This is a genomic window from Tateyamaria armeniaca, assembly GCF_045797845.1.
GTDB classification, from domain to species: domain Bacteria; phylum Pseudomonadota; class Alphaproteobacteria; order Rhodobacterales; family Rhodobacteraceae; genus Tateyamaria; species Tateyamaria armeniaca.
This window is the reverse complement of sequence record NZ_JBHDIY010000002.1, coordinates 3113395-3130944: the sequence shown is the minus strand read 5'-3', so window position 1 is coordinate 3130944 and position 17550 is coordinate 3113395. Positions and strand designations below refer to the sequence as shown.

General features: G+C 60.9%; 19 protein-coding genes. 11 read left to right on the top strand and 8 right to left on the bottom strand.

Annotated elements, in window-relative coordinates; all coding sequences use genetic code 11:
* Positions 1 to 35 precede the first annotated feature (35 nt).
* Entirely contained in the window at positions 36 to 959 is a 924-nt protein-coding gene (locus tag ACERZ8_RS15930) for an aminotransferase class IV (RefSeq protein WP_407593134.1), read from the top strand.
* Here ACERZ8_RS15930 and ACERZ8_RS15925 read toward each other — a convergent pair.
* The 4 genes from ACERZ8_RS15925 to ACERZ8_RS15910 form a co-directional block, all read right to left on the bottom strand.
* Positions 956 to 1588: a VPLPA-CTERM sorting domain-containing protein gene (locus ACERZ8_RS15925; RefSeq protein ID WP_407593133.1), complete on the bottom strand. Its 633-nt coding sequence runs from the start codon at positions 1586 to 1588 to the stop codon at positions 956 to 958. The genes ACERZ8_RS15930 and ACERZ8_RS15925 overlap by 4 nt on opposite strands.
* A gap of 219 nt (positions 1589 to 1807) precedes the next feature.
* Positions 1808 to 2590: a universal stress protein gene (locus ACERZ8_RS15920; protein ID WP_407593132.1), complete on the bottom strand. Its 783-nt coding sequence runs from the start codon at positions 2588 to 2590 to the stop codon at positions 1808 to 1810.
* Positions 2591 to 2692: 102 nt separating this feature from the next.
* Complete coding sequence (locus ACERZ8_RS15915) at positions 2693 to 2926, bottom strand: DUF465 domain-containing protein (RefSeq protein ID WP_407593131.1); 234 nt, start codon at positions 2924 to 2926, stop codon at positions 2693 to 2695.
* A gap of 2 nt (positions 2927 to 2928) precedes the next feature.
* Positions 2929 to 4443: an isocitrate/isopropylmalate family dehydrogenase gene (locus ACERZ8_RS15910; protein WP_407593130.1), complete on the bottom strand. Its 1515-nt coding sequence runs from the start codon at positions 4441 to 4443 to the stop codon at positions 2929 to 2931.
* Positions 4444 to 4560: 117 nt separating this feature from the next.
* Between ACERZ8_RS15910 and ACERZ8_RS15905 the strand changes: the two genes are divergently transcribed.
* From ACERZ8_RS15905 to ACERZ8_RS15895, 3 genes are all read left to right on the top strand, one after another.
* Entirely contained in the window at positions 4561 to 5499 is a 939-nt protein-coding gene (locus ACERZ8_RS15905; protein ID WP_407593129.1) for a hydrogen peroxide-inducible genes activator, read from the top strand.
* Between the two features lie 142 nt (positions 5500 to 5641).
* Positions 5642 to 6634, top strand: a complete 993-nt coding sequence (locus ACERZ8_RS15900) for a TAXI family TRAP transporter solute-binding subunit (RefSeq protein ID WP_407593128.1) — start codon at positions 5642 to 5644, stop codon at positions 6632 to 6634.
* Positions 6635 to 6728: 94 nt separating this feature from the next.
* A complete protein-coding gene (locus ACERZ8_RS15895) occupies positions 6729 to 8864 on the top strand; it encodes a TRAP transporter permease (RefSeq protein WP_407593127.1) in 2136 nt (711 codons plus the stop codon).
* A gap of 6 nt (positions 8865 to 8870) precedes the next feature.
* Here ACERZ8_RS15895 and ACERZ8_RS15890 read toward each other — a convergent pair whose 3' ends face one another.
* The 3 genes from ACERZ8_RS15890 to ACERZ8_RS15880 are packed head-to-tail and all read right to left on the bottom strand — an operon-like array spanning position 8871 to position 11347.
* Positions 8871 to 9614, bottom strand: coding sequence for a formylglycine-generating enzyme family protein (locus tag ACERZ8_RS15890; protein ID WP_407593126.1), 744 nt, complete (start codon positions 9612 to 9614; stop codon positions 8871 to 8873).
* Positions 9615 to 9632: 18 nt separating this feature from the next.
* Positions 9633 to 10856 carry a copper-containing nitrite reductase gene (nirK, locus tag ACERZ8_RS15885; protein WP_407593125.1) on the bottom strand — a complete coding sequence of 408 codons (1224 nt, stop codon included), beginning with the start codon at positions 10854 to 10856 and terminating at the stop codon, positions 9633 to 9635.
* A gap of 59 nt (positions 10857 to 10915) precedes the next feature.
* Positions 10916 to 11347 (bottom strand): pseudoazurin, encoded by a 432-nt coding sequence (locus ACERZ8_RS15880; protein ID WP_407593124.1) that lies wholly within the window; start codon positions 11345 to 11347, stop codon positions 10916 to 10918.
* Positions 11348 to 11505: 158 nt separating this feature from the next.
* Here ACERZ8_RS15880 and ACERZ8_RS15875 point away from each other — a divergent pair, with 158 nt between their 5' ends.
* The gene (locus ACERZ8_RS15875) at positions 11506 to 12222 is read left to right on the top strand and encodes a Crp/Fnr family transcriptional regulator (RefSeq protein ID WP_407593123.1); all 717 of its coding nucleotides are present in this window, start codon (positions 11506 to 11508) and stop codon (positions 12220 to 12222) included.
* A 6-nt stretch (positions 12223 to 12228) separates the two neighbouring features.
* Here the strand turns inward: ACERZ8_RS15875 and ACERZ8_RS15870 are convergent, their stop codons facing one another.
* A complete protein-coding gene (locus tag ACERZ8_RS15870) occupies positions 12229 to 12441 on the bottom strand; it encodes a DUF1858 domain-containing protein (RefSeq protein ID WP_407593122.1) in 213 nt (70 codons plus the stop codon).
* A 124-nt stretch (positions 12442 to 12565) separates the two neighbouring features.
* Between ACERZ8_RS15870 and ACERZ8_RS15865 the strand changes: the two genes are divergently transcribed.
* From ACERZ8_RS15865 to ACERZ8_RS15840, 6 genes are read left to right on the top strand one after another with little or no spacing between them, the layout of a single operon-like run.
* Entirely contained in the window at positions 12566 to 13018 is a 453-nt protein-coding gene (locus ACERZ8_RS15865; protein ID WP_407593121.1) for a c-type cytochrome, read from the top strand.
* Between the two features lie 12 nt (positions 13019 to 13030).
* Positions 13031 to 14380 (top strand): cbb3-type cytochrome c oxidase subunit I, encoded by a 1350-nt coding sequence (locus ACERZ8_RS15860; RefSeq protein WP_407593120.1) that lies wholly within the window; start codon positions 13031 to 13033, stop codon positions 14378 to 14380.
* 3 nt (positions 14381 to 14383) lie between these two features.
* On the top strand, positions 14384 to 15178 hold the full coding sequence (locus ACERZ8_RS15855) for a CbbQ/NirQ/NorQ/GpvN family protein (RefSeq protein WP_407593118.1): 795 nt from the start codon (positions 14384 to 14386) through the stop codon (positions 15176 to 15178).
* 4 nt (positions 15179 to 15182) lie between these two features.
* Positions 15183 to 17072 (top strand): nitric oxide reductase activation protein NorD, encoded by a 1890-nt coding sequence (locus ACERZ8_RS15850; RefSeq protein ID WP_407593116.1) that lies wholly within the window; start codon positions 15183 to 15185, stop codon positions 17070 to 17072.
* Position 17073: 1 nt separating this feature from the next.
* On the top strand, positions 17074 to 17250 hold the full coding sequence (locus ACERZ8_RS15845) for a protein NnrT (RefSeq protein ID WP_407593115.1): 177 nt from the start codon (positions 17074 to 17076) through the stop codon (positions 17248 to 17250).
* Positions 17247 to 17495, top strand: coding sequence for an NnrT protein (locus tag ACERZ8_RS15840; RefSeq protein ID WP_407593114.1), 249 nt, complete (start codon positions 17247 to 17249; stop codon positions 17493 to 17495). Before ACERZ8_RS15845 ends, ACERZ8_RS15840 begins: the two co-directional genes overlap by 4 nt.
* The last annotated feature ends 55 nt before the right edge of the window (positions 17496 to 17550 follow it).

Here is a 17550-nt window from a genome sequence, read left to right as displayed (position 1 = left end):
GCCTTCATGCGCCAAACCCCCGAGGAGAGCCGCATATGCAGGACACCCATGTTTCCACCCACGATGCTGCTGCGGACACGCGCAACGACAACATCCTGATCTATGTGGACGGACAGATCGTGCCGCGCGCCGAGGCAGTGGTGTCGGTCTATGATTCCGGCTTCATGCTGGGGGACGGGATCTGGGAAGGGCTGCGCCTGTATGACGGGCATATCGCCTTTTTCGACGCCCATCTGGACCGGTTGTTCGAGGCGTCCGCCTACACCGAAATCGACATTGGGATGGACCGCGCCGCCTTGAAACAGGCAGTTCGGGACACGCTGCAGGCCAACGAAATGCACACGGACGTCCATATCCGGCTGATGGTCACGCGCGGGCGCAAGTCCAAACCATTCCAGCATCCGCATCTCAGCCTGTTCGGTTCGACCGTTGTGATCATCGCCGAACACTCCAAACCGGACGAAAGCGTGATCACGCGCGGCATTCGGCTGCACACGGTGCCGCACCATCGCGGCCTGCCGCTGACGCAGGACGCAAAGCTGAATTCGCATTCCAAGCTGAACTGTATCATCGCGCTCAACCACGCGATCCGGGCCGGGGCGGACGAGGCGTTGATGCTGGACCCGTTCGGATTTGTGAATACGACCAACGCGTGCAACTTCTTTGTTGTCAAAAAGGGCGCGGTTTGGACCTCGACGGGGGATTACTGCATGAACGGGATCACGCGCCAGAAGGTGATCGACCTGTGCCGCGCCGAAGGCATTGCGGTGTTCGAACGCAACTATTCGCTGGTCGACACTTACAGCGCGGACGAGGCGTTCCTGACCGGCACATTCGGGGCACAGACCCCGGTGTTCGAGATTGACGGACGCGAGATTGGCGGTGGCAAAGCAGGCCCGGTGTTCCTGCGCCTGCGCGCCGCCTACAAAAAGCTGATCGAGGCGGATCGCAGTTCTTAGGCCCTTTTGCGCCGCATCAGGGCAATGCCGCCAAGTGCTGTAAGCAACAGCACGCCACCTGCGGGCAGGGGCACGGCGGGCACAACCTGCAAGTTCGCAAATTCAAAGGCACCACGGTTGTTCGAAATGCGGATTTCGTCAAACAGCACATCCGACACAGTGACGAAATATGTGCCACCGCCGCCACGGGGCACGGTTTCAGACCCCGGGTTGGCGACACCCGGAATGATCCGGGTCACCAGCACGCCGTCGTTGAACAGGGACAAGCGGTCGCGCCGTCCCGTGCTGCCCCACAACAGGGACAGACCGGCCTGATCCGCACCGAATTCGTAGCGAGCCGTCGCAGCCCGCACTGCCGTGAACGTCGCAGAGCGGCGGACCGGGCGCGAGGCTGCGCGCCATGGTGTGCGATAGGTCCGGCGCAAGTTGCGTGTCACACCCTCGTATACACCCGCACGGGCGCGTGAGCGCAGGCTTGTGGACGTCGCCGTTGGGTTCGCGATCCGCGCAAGTGCGTCAAGGTCGGCCCTGCCATAGGCCACGGCTTGCACAGTCACAGCCTGCGCGGCAGCCGCCGTGAGGGTCAAAGCGGTCGCCAGAACCAGTGCTTTGTTCAGTTTCGAAAACAAGTGTGTCTTCCTTTGTTGCAGCAGCGCACCCCGTGCGACGCAGAGTCGGCAGGGAACGCAGAATATCAGGCGTTAACCAATATTCGGGGTTCAGGGCCAAACTATGTCGCGCGTTGGGCCGAACTGCAGCAATCGCGGGAAAATGGGGGATGAGAGGGGTCAACGGTCTGATGACAAGATGCAGATACCCCGTTTATCAGGCTTCTTGGTCCGAGCGCCTTACCCCTTCGTCACCAGAATATCGCATGGCGGTCTGCGGATCAGGCCCGCGGTGACACTGCCCAGAAAAAGCTGACCCAGACTGGTGCGAGTATGCCTGCCGATCGCCAGCAGGTCGATGTTCTGCTCTATCATGATCGTGTCTATGGCGTCCGCCGCGCTGCCTTCGAAATAGGTCGGCTCGGGCAGGTCGCTGCGCAAACCGTGCACGGCCCGCCACGTGTCGAATTCCAGTTTGGATTCCTCAAGGAACGACGTCTCGTAAGCGTGAAACAGGGACAGACGGGCATCGGGCGCGATTTTGCGCGTCTTCCCGATAGCCGAGGCGCAGGCCCGCGAGAAATCGAGCCCGCACAGAACGTGCCCATAGGGATCGTCCGCCGGGCCTTTCACCAAAAGGACGGGCAAATGGCACATCCGCATGAGCCGTTCCATTGTCGTTTCCCGCATCTGGTCAAGGAAGGCGCGATGGCGATGGACCCCCAGAACCAATAGATCCGCACCGGACTGGCGGGCATGCTGGCTGATGGCCTCGACGGCATCACCGATCTCGACAACGATCTCGCAGTTGAGATCACCGCTCTTTCGAAAGCGCGACACCTGTGCCTCGATGGCTTTTTCGGCCTTTGCCTGAACGTCTTTGGCGATGTCGTTCGGCAAGGCGCTGTCGATCACCGAGTGCACCGCCAACCTGGCCCCAAAAGCGCTTGCAAGCGCAACGGCGCGCTGCACCGCCTGTTCTGAGCGGTCAGACAGGTCGGTTGCGACCATGATTTGGTCCATCAAGTTCCTCCTGCGCAGGAAAGACAGGTCTGCGCTGTCCTTGCCCTGCGGTGTTCCAAATTTTCGGCCCATTCCACTCCCAGACAGAACAGGCCGCTGCGCCTAGCTTGCGAGGTGTCGCTGACAGCGATCCAGCGCGCGCATCAGGGCCTGGATGGATGAAATCTCGTCCTTGGTACGCAATTTCAGACGCTTGAGGTGGCTGAGGCGCGAGATGTCGGGCAGGGGTCTGCGATGTTCGTCATGGATGCGGGTTTCGAGGCGTGATTTGATCTCGGCCAGCGCCTCCTGGCGGGTTCTGAGGCTTTTGGGGGATGGTGTTTTGCGATTTGGCATTGTCAGGGTCTCCTTCGTTTGGGCTGGGGGCAGGATTGGCCTTGGGCCATGGAATATCCGGGCCCGCCGTCGCAGGTTTCAAGCTTTTCAACATGCATCCAGCGCACGCTGTCGGGCAGCTTGGCCAGCACGTCCGGCAAGTGCTTTTCCGCGGACATGGCGTCGGGCGACACCAGCAGGCGACAGCGCCAGTGTTCTACGGTGTCCGGGCAGCCCACGATGGTCGGCCACACCAGCGTTCCGCGGTTCGAAATCATTGACAGGCTGAACGGCGTGTCGATCAACACGGTCTGGATGACTTTGGCCAGATGGGCCGCATCGCCGTGCCATTCGACAAAGACATCAGCACCATCAAACACCCGTTGGCGCGGTCTGGCGCGTTTCACAGGGCGCGTCACGGCACCAAAGCCGGGTTTCTCGCGCGCAGTTCCGCCCGTTTCCGGCACGCGCTCCAGCGCCTCAAGAACCGCGTCACGGAAGGCGTCGGTGGACACGCCGATCCCGTCGTACGCTACATCTGGCGTCAGCGCGGTGCCCGCGCGATACACATCCTCCAGTGCACGTTCGAGGCGCTGCGCAGCCCCGCCCTCGCCGATATGGCGCAGCATCATGATGCCCGAACGGATCAGTGCGGTCGGGTTGGCCACGTTCCTGCCCGCGATATCAGGGGCAGAGCCATGCACCGCCTCAAAGATCGCGACATCGTCGCCGACATTGGCACTGGGCGTCAGACCCAGCCCGCCGATCAGACCGGCGCCAAGATCGCTAAGGATGTCGCCGTTCATGTTGGTGGTCACGATCACCTCGAATTGTTCGGGTCGCATGACCATCTGCTGTGCGCAGTTGTCGACCAGCATGTGATCCAGATCGAGCTCCGGAAACTCCCGCGCTGTTGTCTCGACCACATCTTTGAACAGCCCTTCGGTCAGCTTCATGATGTTGGCCTTGGTGACGGCACACAGGCTTGTGCGGTGTTCGGCCCGGGCCAGCGCAAAGGCGAGGCGCGCGATCTTTTCAGACCCTTTGCGCGTGATCAGTTTCAGGCATTGGGCGACATCAGGCGTCTGCATGTGCTCAATGCCGGCATACAGGTCTTCGACATTCTCGCGGACAACGACAAAGTTGATGTCACGATCCGCAAACGGACCGCCAAGGCCCGGCATTGGTTTGATCGGGCGTACATTTCCATACAACTCGTACAGTTTGCGCAAGGTGACATTCGCGCTTTTGCCACCATGGCCGATGGGTGTGGCAAGGGGTCCTTTGAGGACCAGCCCCGTGCGCTCGATCTCGTCAAGCGTGGCCTTGGGCACTCCGCTGGCCACGCCCCGTTCCATCAGTGCCGCGCCTGCTTCGGCCTCGATCCATTCGAACCCTTTGAAGGTCGCAGACAGAACGGATGTGGCGGCATCGGCGACTTCGGGGCCGATGCCGTCCCCTGAAATGAGAACGACGGGAACGCGATGATCCTGAGCATGACTGTGGTGAGGTGAGACATCGTGGCGTGTGTCGAGCATTTCAGTTTCTCCCTGAATTTCCCTTCCGATAGGTTGAAAATAAAGGATGGCGGACACACAATAAATACAATCGGATGATAACATTCGATAGGAATGCCCTATGAACGGATCAGTGACATGCACCCCTCTCCCAGCTTGCGGCAATTGCGCTATCTGATTGCGCTGTCAGAAACCCGTCATTTTCGCAAAGCCGCGGAAAAGGTCGGAATCAGCCAGCCCTCGCTGAGTCTGCAGATCGGCAACCTCGAAGAGTTGCTGGGCCTGCGGTTGTTCGAACGGGGGCGTGGGCCTGTCACACTGACCCCGGAAGGGCGCGAGGTTTTGAGCCGCGCGCAACGCGCCGTTGATGAGGTGCGCGCGATTGTGGATCTGTCCGGAACGCTCAAGACCGGGTTGGCGGGCACAATTCGCCTAGGGACCACACCCACGATCGGCCCCTATCTCTTACCTTACGTGGTCGAGCAATTGCACGCGACCTATCCCGATCTGCGGCTGTATATCCGGGAAAGCGCGCCGCGCGATCTGCGCGACGAGTTGCTGGGCGGCAATCTGGACCTGATGCTGACGCAACTTCCCGAGGCCGGTGCAAACCTCACCTCGCGCCGCCTGTTCCGTGAACCCTTGCTGCTGGCCGTGCCGTCAGATCACGCGCTTGCGGGGCAGGCCGCGCTATCGGAAAGCGATCTGGCCGGGCTCAATGTCCTGTCCCTTGGCCCCGCCTATACGCTGCATTCACAGATCACGGCGATTTGTCATCAGCACGGCGCCTTGCTGTCGCGCGATTATGAGGGCACCAGCCTTGATGCGCTGCGCCAGATGGTCGGGATGGGCATGGGGGTGGCGTTTCTGCCCCGCCTTTATGCCCGCTCGGAGATCGAGGGTCGGCGCAGCAACGTCACCATGGTCCCCTTCAAGGGCAACAAGATCATGCGGTCCATCGGGCTGGTGTGGCGTGACGGCGCAAGCCCGGTGATGTTCGAGAGGTTGAGCAACGCGATCATCCAGTCGGTGCGCCAGAACCTGCAATCAGGCCCACTTCCTGTCATCATCGGGTGAGGGCCGCGCGGGATGCGTTTTGGCATGTTCACGCACTGATAGAAAATTCATATCAAAACCTTTAGAGAAACCAATCGCCCCTCGCACCACCTCTTGTTGATCGCGGCGTTCCGTCAGAAAGCGCACAAAACAGGAGGTTTCCATGATCCGTGACTATCCGCTCAAATCGCTCAAAACACTTGCCGCCAGTGCTGTTGTCGGCCTGTCCGCCACGATGGCGTTGGCACAGGACCGCAGCGACTGGCCCAACAGCTTTTCGGTCGGAACTGCCAGCCAGGGGGGCACGTATTTCGTCTATGGTGCGGGATGGACGGGCCTTGTCTCCGAAACGCTTGGTATTCCGGGCGGCACCGAAGTCACCGGCGGCCCTGTGCAGAATGCGGCACTGGTGCAGACCGGCGATCTGGACATGGGCATGGTCACGCTTGGCCCAGCATTTGACGCGGTCAACGGCAACAGCGCGCTCGCTCCGGGCTTGAAGCATGACAAGATCCGCGCGATTTTCCCTATGTACCAGACAGGCTTTCACGCCATAACCCTTGAAAGCTCGGGCATCACAAGCTTTGCGGATATCCCGGACGGTGCTGTAGTCGGGGTTGGCCCGGCAGGCGGGACACCAGGCACATACTGGCCCCGCATCCTCGAAGGGTTGGGCAAGGATGTCGAATTCCGCAACGGCGGCGCGGCTGATCTGGCCGGGCAACTTCAGGACGGTTTGATCGACGTTTACACATGGGCCGCTGGTTTGCCCTATCCGGCCTTCAGCCAGCTCGATGCACAAACCAGCGTGATCTATTTCGGCTTCACGCCTGAAGAACAGGCCGCGATCATCGACGCACAGCCCGTGGCCGAATTCACGATCCCCGCCGGAACATACCCGTCGCTGGAAGAGGACCACCTGAGCGTTGCGATGTGGAATTTCGCTATTGCCCACGCCGATCTGCCTGAAAGTTTTGTTTACGAAGTCGTCGCCACAGTGATGGAGAACAATCCAAAGATGCTGGAAATCCACAAGGCGGCGATGGAAACCCTGCCGGAGAACTTTGACAAGAACACTTTCCTGCCATGGCACCCCGGTGCGGTGCGCTGGTTCAGCGAAAACGGATTTGAGATTCCTGCCGAGTTGCAGGGCTAGACCGCGAGAGGTCGATCCAAACAAACCGCGCACCCCATTGTGCCACGTCCCATCGGGGTGCGCACTCCGTTTCCAAGGCAAGTGAGACGCGATCATGACCGACCAGCGCACAGTGGACACCGTGGGTGGGCCGACCACGTCTTCGGCTCCGGACGCGGCTGACACGAGTTATCTGACGCGGATCGCGTTTCTGTGCTGCGCGCTTTACAGTGCCTGGCACCTTTACGTTCTGAACATCGCCCCGCTTGAAACGTGGACATTCCGCATCCTGCACATCGCCGGGGCGCTTATCCTGGGCTTTGGCATGGATGCCGCCCTGTCGTTGCAAAAGAACCGCCCCGAGCAGCCGCGCCTTGCGCGTGCGACGCTATGGTTGGGTGGCTTGTCCCTGCTGTCCGTGACCATTGCGCTGGCATCTTTCGGCGCCGCTATCGTGACCTTCGAACCGGGGACGGCGGCACCGCCTGCTTGGACCCTTACGGTGTTCGGATGGAGCCTTGCCGCCGGGACGGTTCTGGCCGTGCTGACGGGCTGGATATCAGGCGGGCGGCGGGGCCAGATCCCGCTGACCGACATCGCGCTGATCATCGCAACGATCGCAAGTTGCGGATTTGTCCTGTTCAGCCTCGACACGCTGTCGCTGCGCCTGCGCGCCGGGACACCCTTTGCCGATCCAAACAACGCGTGGGCCGCCTTTGCCATCGTGGTGCTGATCACCGAGCTGACGCGCCGGGTCGCCGGACTGGCCTTGGTGATCATTGCCGCGACCTTCATCGCCTATGCTTTCCTCGGCCCTTGGATGCCCGGATTTCTTGAGCACAAAGGCTATGACGCCAAACGCTTTTTCACCTACATCTTCACCGACAACGGGGTTCTTGGACCCACAACGGCGGTGTCCTCGACCTATATCATCCTGTTCATCGTCTTTGCTGCCTTCCTGCAAACGTCCAAAGTGGGCGACTATTTTGTCAACTTCGCCTTTGCGGCGGCGGGGCGGTCGCGGGGTGGCCCGGCCAAGGTGTCGGTCTTTGCCTCAGGCCTCATGGGCATGATCAACGGCACATCGGCTGGCAATGTCGTGTCCACCGGCTCGCTGACCATTCCGCTGATGAAAAAGGTGGGCTACCGGCCCCAATCGGCAGGCGCGATTGAGGCTGCAGCCTCGACCGGGGGGCAGATCATGCCGCCGATCATGGGCGCCGGGGCCTTTATCATGGCCGAGATCACGGGCATCGCCTACACCGATATCGTGATCGCAGCGCTGATCCCGGCGATCCTCTATTTTGCCTCGATCTACTTCATGGTCGATTTCGAGGCGAGCCGCACGGGCATGCGCGGCCTGCGCTCGGACGAGTTGCCCAAGCTCGCCGATCTGGCGCGACAGGCTTACCTCTTTCTGCCCATCCTGATCCTGATCGGTGCGCTGTTCATGGGGTATTCGGTGATCCGTGCCGGCACCCTCGCCATTGCTGCTGCCGCGGTGGTCAGTTGGCTGACACCTTACCGCATGGGGCCACGTCAGATCTACGAGGCCCTGGGCAACGGTGGACAGATGTCGATCCAGATCATCATCGTGTGTGCCTGCGCGGGCCTGATTGTCGGGGTGATTTCACTGACCGGAGTGGGCGCACGCTTTTCCGGTCTGCTGTTCAATCTGGCCGAGCAAAGCAAGATCCTCGCGCTGGTCTTTGCGATGATGATCACGGTGGTTCTGGGTATGGGGATGCCCACCACTGCCGCCTATGCCGTTGCTGCATCCGTCGTCGCACCGGGTCTGATCGAGATCGGGATCGCCCCGCTGGTTGCGCACTTCTTTGTCTTTTATTTCGCCGTTGTCTCGGCCATCACTCCGCCCGTGGCACTTGCCGCTTATGCGGGCGCGGCGATTGCAGGGGCCGAACCGATGCGCACCTCTGTCACCAGTTTCAAGGTCGGTCTGGCCGCCTTCATCGTGCCGTTCATGTTCTTTTACAGCCCCGGCCTGCTGATGGAGGCCCCGTGGTACGAAAGCGCGCGCAATCTGGTGACAGCCCTTGTCGGCGTCTACGTGCTGGCAGGCGCAGTGCAGGGCTGGCTGGTCGGCCCGGCAGGTCCGTTTGTACGGGTGTCGCTGCTGGTTGGGGCCGTCTGCATGATTTCAGGCGATTGGCGCACCGACCTGCTGGGCGTGGCCATTGCGGCGTCGTTGCTGTTCTACGGGCGCTGGCAGGGACGGCTCAATCCCACCTGACAGCGCTCAAAGCGGCGTGTCAGACACCAATCGCATCCCGAGATGCGCAGGGGGTGAGCCAACCGCACAGCCGCCCCGCGCAGGGTCGCGCACCAGATAGGACATGGCCGCGATATGCTCTCCTCCGACGAAAAAGGCAGGGCAACGCGCCGGGTCTGTGTTTTGTGCCGAACCTGCATAGCAGTCCTGCGTCCATTCCCAGACGCTGCCGTCCAGATCCGCAACGCCGTGCGGAGACGTGGAAAAGCTGCCTTGCGGCTTTAATGCACGCGTCGCGTTGCCCTCGATCAGATAGGTCGACGCCCAGCTGAGCGCCGGATCGGTAAAGATCGGATCAGGTTCGTCCGGCAATATCGGGGCTGCCATCTCGGCCCATTCCGTGGCTGTGGGCAGGCGGAAGTTTTGGCCGGTCTTGTCATTGATCCAGTCGACATATTGGCGCACGTCTACGTAGCTGAGCCCGGTTGCGGGTGTGATGGTCGCATCCTGATCGGGACGGGCGCGCAAGGGCAGGGCGCACGCCCCTTCGGCGACACAGATGTTCCATTCGGCAATCGTGACTTCAAAGCGCTGCACATAGATCGCGCGGCCATCCGACAGGACGATGGGGGCGTTCGTCATGTCCGGCAGGTAGGAACGGTCAGGGCCGCGCCCGGACAGCGCGACCCAGATAGCGGCCGCCGCCACGCCGAAACCGATCAGGCCCGTTGCGGCCAGTTTGGATTTCGTGAAACGCGTGGCGGCGGTCATGTGCGTGTCCTTTGCAGATCAGGTTGCGAATTCACGCGGGGCGACGACCTGTTCCATCAACTCGTTGTCCCACTGTCCGTCGACCACGAAATGCGCAGTCGCCCCCAGCAGAACGCCGATGATCAGGTTGTGGTTGACGTAGGCATAGACCCCCGGCTGCTCGAACGTATACAGCGCGGCCGCAGCACATCCGCCGCGCACGAACCATGTCTCGACCCCGGTCAGGGCCGGATCGGTGAACGAGGTTTCCCAGACATAGTTGCCATGCCCGCCGATCAGGTGCGGACGGCTGTCGACATTGCACGAATTGTGCACCATCAGAACCGTCTCACCCACTTTGGCCTTCAGGGCATTCTCGCCGATCAACGCGCCGACGGCACCGTTAAAGACCTGATGGGTCGGCACCAGCGTGCGCATCGCATCAATGCTGTCTGCATAGTCGTCACCGGCGGCCTCGTAGGTCTTGTAATCGCCGTTTTCGTCCTTGGGCAAATAATAGTCCTGCTCGCCGATATAGGCGATGGAGTCATAGCGCAGCGAGTTGCCGTCCCGATCCTTCAGACCATCGCGGGGCAGGACCATGATGGCCCCGTTCATGCCATGGCAGACGTGGTAGGGAATCATCGCGCCACCGGGGGCACAGTGATAGGTAAAGCAGCCCGGCTTGGTCGCTTTCCAGCGCAGCACGGTTTCCTCGCCCGGATAGACGTGGGTCAGACCTCCGCCGCCCAGCGCCCCGGTCGAGGCGTGAAAGTCGATGTTATGCTCCATCACGCTGTCCACAGGGTTGCGCAGGGTCAGCTCCACCATGTCGCCTTCGTGGCAGATGATCAGCGGGCCGGGGACCGAACCGTTGTAGGTCAGCGCCCAGACTTCGGCGCCTGTGTCCTCGTCCACCACCATCAGCTTTTCGGTGGTTTCCATGGTGATTTCGATAATCTTGGGACCACCTGTTGCAACCTGCTCATGCACAGGCGCAAAGGGCGGGGCGACCAGTTCCTGTTTCACGCGGATATAGCCCGACAGATCCGCAGGCTTGGCATCGGATTCTGCAGTCTGCTCACCAGCGGCCTTGTAGAGCTTGGCGGATGCGGCGTTGATCTTGTCGAACCTGGCAGGTGCGCGCGGTGTAGCGGCACCAGCACTGGCCCCGGCCATCGCGGCCGCTCCGGCAAGAACCGATCCGCGCAAAACATTGCGGCGGCTGGTCTTGGCAAGTCCGGGATTGATGAATTTGGTCATAGTATCCTCCATTCGGTATTTTGGTGCGGGCGGACGCAGGGCGCATCCGCCTAAGAAATTCACAGGTTGTTCAATTGCGCCTCAAAGCGTTCTTTGGCGCGTTTGGGCACGCGGCCTTCCAGAAAATCGTCGGGGGCCTGCACGTCGCCCACGGCGATGGTCATCACCATGCCCATGGCGAAATGCGGCTTGCAGATGACGCCGTAGACACCTTCGACATCCAGCGTGACTTCGATCTCTTCGTTGATCTTGCCTTTGAACGCTTCGGCGCCGTCAGGCATCATGCCCTTGTTGATTTCGGCATTGTGGCCCTTGTCGCTGGCCAGAAACTTGATGGTGTCGCCGGGCGCGGCCTGAACGAAGGCGGGTTCAAAAACCATCCGTTCTCCGTCACTGCCTTTGTTGAGCATCTGGACTTCGATGGTTTCGGCAAATGCGGCGCCCCCCAGAAGGGTGGCAAGCGCGATGCCGGTTGCGAGTGTGCGGATCATTTTGTTCTTCCTTTCCGATCACTTTTTGTCTTGTGCAAAAGGCTAGGCTTTTCTGGCCGGCCCAGTTTGTGCTGGCGCAAAGAGATGCGAGAAAGCGGGCCGGTGCGCTGTGATTGCCACCATGGCTTTACGGGGTGCGATGTGGCAGGTTGGACGGCATGAATGCCCCGGCCACGCGCAAGATCTTTCCGCGGCTTGATGAAAGCCTGCTGACCCATCTGCCTCCGTTCTCAAAACTTGAGGCGCGCCAGATCCGCACGATCCTTGATCAGGCCAGCGCGAAACGGATCGAACCCGGGATCGCAGTGTTCGAGGAAGGGGCGCCCGCAGATCGGTTCTACATGTTGCTGGATGGCTATGTTCGGGTGATGCGCATCACCGAAACGGGCGAGCAGGTGACTGCCTTGCATGTGCCAGCCGGGCAATTGATCGGCATTGCCACCGCATTGGGCAAAGACACCTATCCTGCCACTGCAATTGCTGCGAGCGAGGTTCTGGCGCTGAGCTGGCCCGCGCGTCTGTGGACCAGTTTCGTCGCAGACTATGATGGGTTCGCGACCGAAACCTACAAGACCGTCGGCGACCGGCTGGGCGAGATGCAAAGCCGCATTGTCGAGATGGCAACGCAACAGGTCGAACAACGCGTCGCAAACGCCTTGCTGCGCCTGATCAACCAGACTGGCCGCAAGGTCGCCGATGGGATCGAAATCGACTTTCCCATCACCCGGCAGGATTTGTCGGAACTGACAGCAACCACCCTGCACACAGTCAGCCGCCTTTTGTCGGGCTGGGAAAAGCAGGGGCTGGTGCACAGCAAACGCAAGCGGATCACAGTCCGTGATGCCCATGCTCTGGTCGTGCTCAGCCAAGGCTGAGCCGCATCACACCAGACGGGCGGCATCCAGCAGTTCGTACATGAACGCGTCCTGGTTCAGATGGTATTCCCGGCAGGCATCCGTGACAGTGTGAAACGGCGCGATGATGCATCCCACACACAGCATATTGTGGCGCAAGAAGACTGACACGGTCTGCGGCCACTCGGCCATCAAATCTTCAAGCGAAAGATCCGGATCAGTGATCTTGGGGCAAGGCATGGTGCCTCCTGTTTTTTAAAGCAGTCTAGCCAGCCAATCGCGCAGAACATTGTGCCAGCACAAACTCCGGCAGCGGACGCCCCCTAGAAATAAGGTCATCCCGAAGTCAAAGGAGGCCCCAGGTATGGCTGAATTCCTCACGAAATCGCGGGCGCGCAACATCTTCTACGGAGGCTCGATTTTCTTTGTCGTCGTCTTTGTGGGGATGACCGTGCATTCGCACAGGTATGTCGTTCGGACCTCGACCGCCGGCATGGAGCTGAGTGACGCGGTGCGCCACGGCAAGCACGTGTGGGAAAAGCATTCGTGCATCAACTGTCACAGCCTGCACGGGGAAGGGGCCTATTTCGCCCCCGAGGTCGGCAATGTGATGACGCGCTGGGGTGTTCTGGACAGCCCCGAAGACGCGTTCGAAGTCCTCAAGGGCTGGATCGAAGGCCAGCCCAGCGGGGTCGAAGGTCGCCGCCAGATGCCCCGGTACGAGTTGAGCGATGAAGACATTCGTGGCCTCGCCGAATTCCTGCGGTGGGCTGATCAGACAGACACGCAGGGCTGGCCGCCCAACGACGCAGGCTAAGGAGGCACACCCATGAAATATCAATCTCAAAAAGTGGCGTACTGGTACATCGTGGCGGCCATGGCACTGTTCGCCGTTCAGGTGCTGGGCGGGTTGCTGGCGGGCTGGATGTATGTCTCGCCCAACTTTCTGTCAGAACTGCTGCCCTTCAACGTCATCCGCATGATCCACACCAATGCGCTGATCGTCTGGCTGCTGCTGGGCTTTTTCGGTGCCGCCTATTTCCTCATCCCCGAGGAATCAGAGCGCGAAATCTATTCGACCAAACTGGCCTATCTGCAATTGATCATCCTGCCGGTCGGAACGCTGGGTGCGGTGGGGTCGTACCTTGTCGGCATCCATGGCGGGCGCGAATTTCTGGAACAGCCCCTGTGGGTCAAGTTCGGCATTCTGGTCGCGGCGCTGATCTTTTTGTTCAACGTGTCGATGACCGTGCTGGCAGGCAAGAAAACGGCCATCACCAATGTACTGCTGATGGGTCTGTGGCTGTTGTCGCTGTTGTGGGTCTTTGCGTTCATCAACCCTGACAACCTGTCTCTGGACAAGATGTACTGGTGGTTTGTCGTCCACCTGTGGGTGGAGGCGACGTGGGAACTGGTGATGGCGGCGATCCTTGCGTTTCTCCTGCTGAAATTGACGGGTGTGGATCGTGAAGTGGTGGAAAAATGGCTTTATGTCATCGTGGCCACGGCCTTGTTCTCGGGCATCCTCGGCACCGGGCACCATTTCTACTGGATCGGTTTGCCGGGCTATTGGCAGTGGGTCGGTTCGATCTTTTCGACCTTCGAGGTGATCCCGTTCTTCCTGATGATGTCCTTCGCCTTTGTCATGGTCTGGAAGGGGCGCAAGAACCATCCCAACAAGGCCGCCCTGTTATGGTCGCTGGGGTCCAGCACAGTCGCCTTCTTTGGCGCGGGGGTCTGGGGCTTCCTGCACACGCTGCACGGGGTGAATTTCTACAGCCACGGCACGCAGATCACCGCCGCGCACGGGCACCTTGCATTTTATGGCGCTTATGTCGCGCTGAACCTTGCGGTGTTCACCTATGCCATGCCGATGCTGCGGGAACGCGCGCCCTATAACCAAGTGCTCAACATGGCATCGTTCTGGCTGATGACGGGGGGTATGGCTTTCATGACCTTTGTGCTGACCTTTGCGGGCACCATTCAGACGCATATGCAGCGGGTGGTTGGCGATTACTACATGGAGGTACAGGAAAGCCTGTCGATCTTCTATCTCATGCGCTTTGGCGCGGGCTTTGCGGTGGTGATCGGCGCGCTCTTGTTCATCTATTCCACGCTGGTCGATCGCAAGACCGAGGTGATCACGCCCGGTCCTGCCACGTCGGTTCCGGGAGAGTAGGTGATGAACATCGCAACCACACCAGCCGTGCCGTTCTACCAGCCCACAGGGCGCGAGTGCGCGCTGTTCAGATCGGCCCATGACAACGGTTTGCCCCTTCTTCTGAAGGGGCCGACCGGCTGCGGCAAAACACGGTTTGTCGAACATATGGCGGCCCAACTGGGCAAGCCACTGTTTACCGTCGCCTGCCATGACGACCTGTCCGCGGCCGACCTGATCGGGCGCTACCTGCTGAAAGGTGGTGAAACGGTGTGGGTCGACGGGCCGCTGACCCGCGCGGCGCGGACGGGCGGTATCTGCTATCTCGACGAAGTGGTCGAGGCGCGCAAAGACGTGACAGTCGTGCTGCATCCGCTGACCGACACACGGCGGACACTGATGATTGACCGGACCGGAGAGGAACTGCGCGCGCCCAAGGACTTCATGCTCGTGGCCAGTTACAACCCGGGTTACCAGAATGTGCTGAAACGCCTCAAACCGTCCACGCGGCAGCGGTTCCTGTCGATCACCTTCGACTTTCCCGACCCCGAAACCGAATTGGCCGTCCTCAACAGCGAAAGCGGTCTTGATGCCGCGCGCGCCAAGCCGCTGGTGCGCCTTGCGGGATACATACGGCGCCTGTCTGGCATGGACCTTGAGGAAGGCGTGTCGACCCGCCTTTTGATCTATGCGGCGACCCTGATGGCGGGCGGCATGGGCGTCGATCAGGCGCTGGAGGCGGCGATCATCGAACCCCTCAGCGACGAACCGGACGTTCAGCAATCGCTGCGCGATCTGGTCGCGACCGTCTACGGATAATCCGATGCGCCTACTTGATCTGATGGAGCCCGAAGAGACTGTCGGAAATCTCTGGCATGATCTGGCCAGCGGCATCGGGGCCGACGTGATCTATCTGGAGGCGGCCATCGCGCTGGCATCCGTGAAACCAAGCCTTGCCGTTCTTTTCCGCTCTTTGGGCGGCGCGCCGGGTGTCGAGTTGACTGAGGCCGCAGCCACCGTGGTGCAGCACCGGCGTGCGCTGCGCCGCAGGCTTGGTTCAGATCGGGATCGTGAATGGCTGGCGCGTTTTGATGGCGAACGCCTTGCGCTGCCGCCCGTCATCGCGGCCTTTCCTGACCCGATTTTGAACCGAGCCGCATATTTCTGGCTGACAGCATTGGCGGCCAAGGCGGATCTGTCGCTGCTTGACGGGACAGAGGACGGACCCGACCACGACCACGACCACGCACAGATCCAAATCAATGCGCAGGCAATGCACGCGGCCTGGGCCACATGCCCCGGATTGCAACAGTCCTATGCCCAAATGGCCGGCCTGTGCCTGTCTGCACGCACCGATGTTTTGCGCCCCGCCCATGAGGCCGCAATCGAGGAAGCCGTTCGCACCCAACTTGTCGGGGGATCACCGCAGCTGACGTCTGGCCCGAAACCTCACGGTTACATGCCCTTTGCGCCAGTCCCGATCTGGTTACGCTTTGCAAAGCCCGGGTCTGGCGCGGCTGCAACAGACGATGCCCCCGAAACCGCATCTGCACCCCCGAACGCCGCGCGCGCCAGCCGAAAGCCCGGCACGCGCAAGGATCAGGACCAGCAGGGGCGCAAGGACAGCTTTATCATCCACCGCTTTGAATCGATCCTGTCATGGGTCGAGTCGATGAACTTCAACCGCAGCATCGACGATGACGACGACGAAAACGCGCAGAAGGCGGCCGAGGATCAGGACGAAATCATACTGTCCAAACCTGATCGCAAGGCGGCGACGCGCCTGCGCCTGCATCTTGATCTGTCGCCTGCTGATGCCGATCACGAGGCCCTTGCCGCTGAACACACTTATCCGGAATGGAACCACCGCAGCCGCAGCTATCTGGCGGATCACTGCCGTGTGCTCGACACGCCGGCGCAACCCGGTACGACACCATTTGTGCCGAACACGCGCCGGATGCGCGAAGTGCGTCGCCAATTCGACGCCCTGCGTCCCCGCCGCATCCTGCAGACGCGTCAGGTCGACGGGTCCGAACTGGACCTTGATGCGCTGCTGACCGCCCGTGCTGATCTGGCGGCCACCGGGCGCGGGTCCGACCGCATCTGGCAATCGGCACGGCAGGTTGAACGGGATCTGTCAGTGGCGTTCCTGATCGACACGTCACGCTCGACCGAAGCGGCCATTGGTGACACATCGGTTATTGCCGTCGCGCGTGAGGCGATGGCGGCCCTGGCCGGAGGCATCGATGCGGCAGGCGATCGCCTCGCCATCTGGGGCTTTTCCTCACTGCGCCGCGATCGGGTGTTCCTGACGCGGTGCAAGGGGTTTGACACACCCATGTCGCAAGACATCACAGCCAATATCGGCGCGTTGAAACCCGGCCACTACACCCGTCTGGGGGCCGCGATCCGACATGTCAGTGCGCAACTGGCTGATGAACCCAGTGCACGTCGGTTGCTGATCGTTCTGACAGATGGCAAACCCAACGATCTGGATCACTACGAAGGCCAGTATGGCATCGAAGACAGTCACATGGCGGTGCGCCACGCCCGTAACATGGGCCAAAGCCTGCATGGCATCATCATCAACGAAGACGGACAGGACTGGTTCGCCCGCATCTTCGGGCGCGGCGGTTTCACATTGTTGCCAAGCCCCGCGCGGCTGACCCGCGCATTGCCCGACATCTACCGGACACTCACACAGGAGAGCTGACATGCGCCCACTGATCTGTTTCTGCACTGCCCTGATGGCATCACCCGCTTTCGCAGAAGGGTTCGACAGGCCCATCCCCCAAGCGCAGTCCGCCACGGCCGAGCTGTGGTATGGCCTGGCCTGCCTTGCCTTGATCGCTGCAATGGTGGTCGTGCAGCGTCTGGTGTCCCGTCGATGAGCGCGGGCGGATGGTCCACCACACAGATTGCACTGGTACTTTACCCGTTCGGGGCAGGGGCGGCGGCGGTAAACGTATTCTTTGCCTCCCTGATTTTCAGCTGGCTTGGCGGACCGGTTGCATCGACGGCATGGTCCATCGGATTGGGCTGCGTCATCGGCGCACCCGCCACATGGTATTTTGCCCGACACATACGCCACTTGATGCATGTCGCCGATGGCAGTTGCGAAAACGCGCCGCGGTGAGATTTGGTTTAGGGGAGTGACCAGCAGCCGTAATGCGGTGTCGCTGATCGGGTAT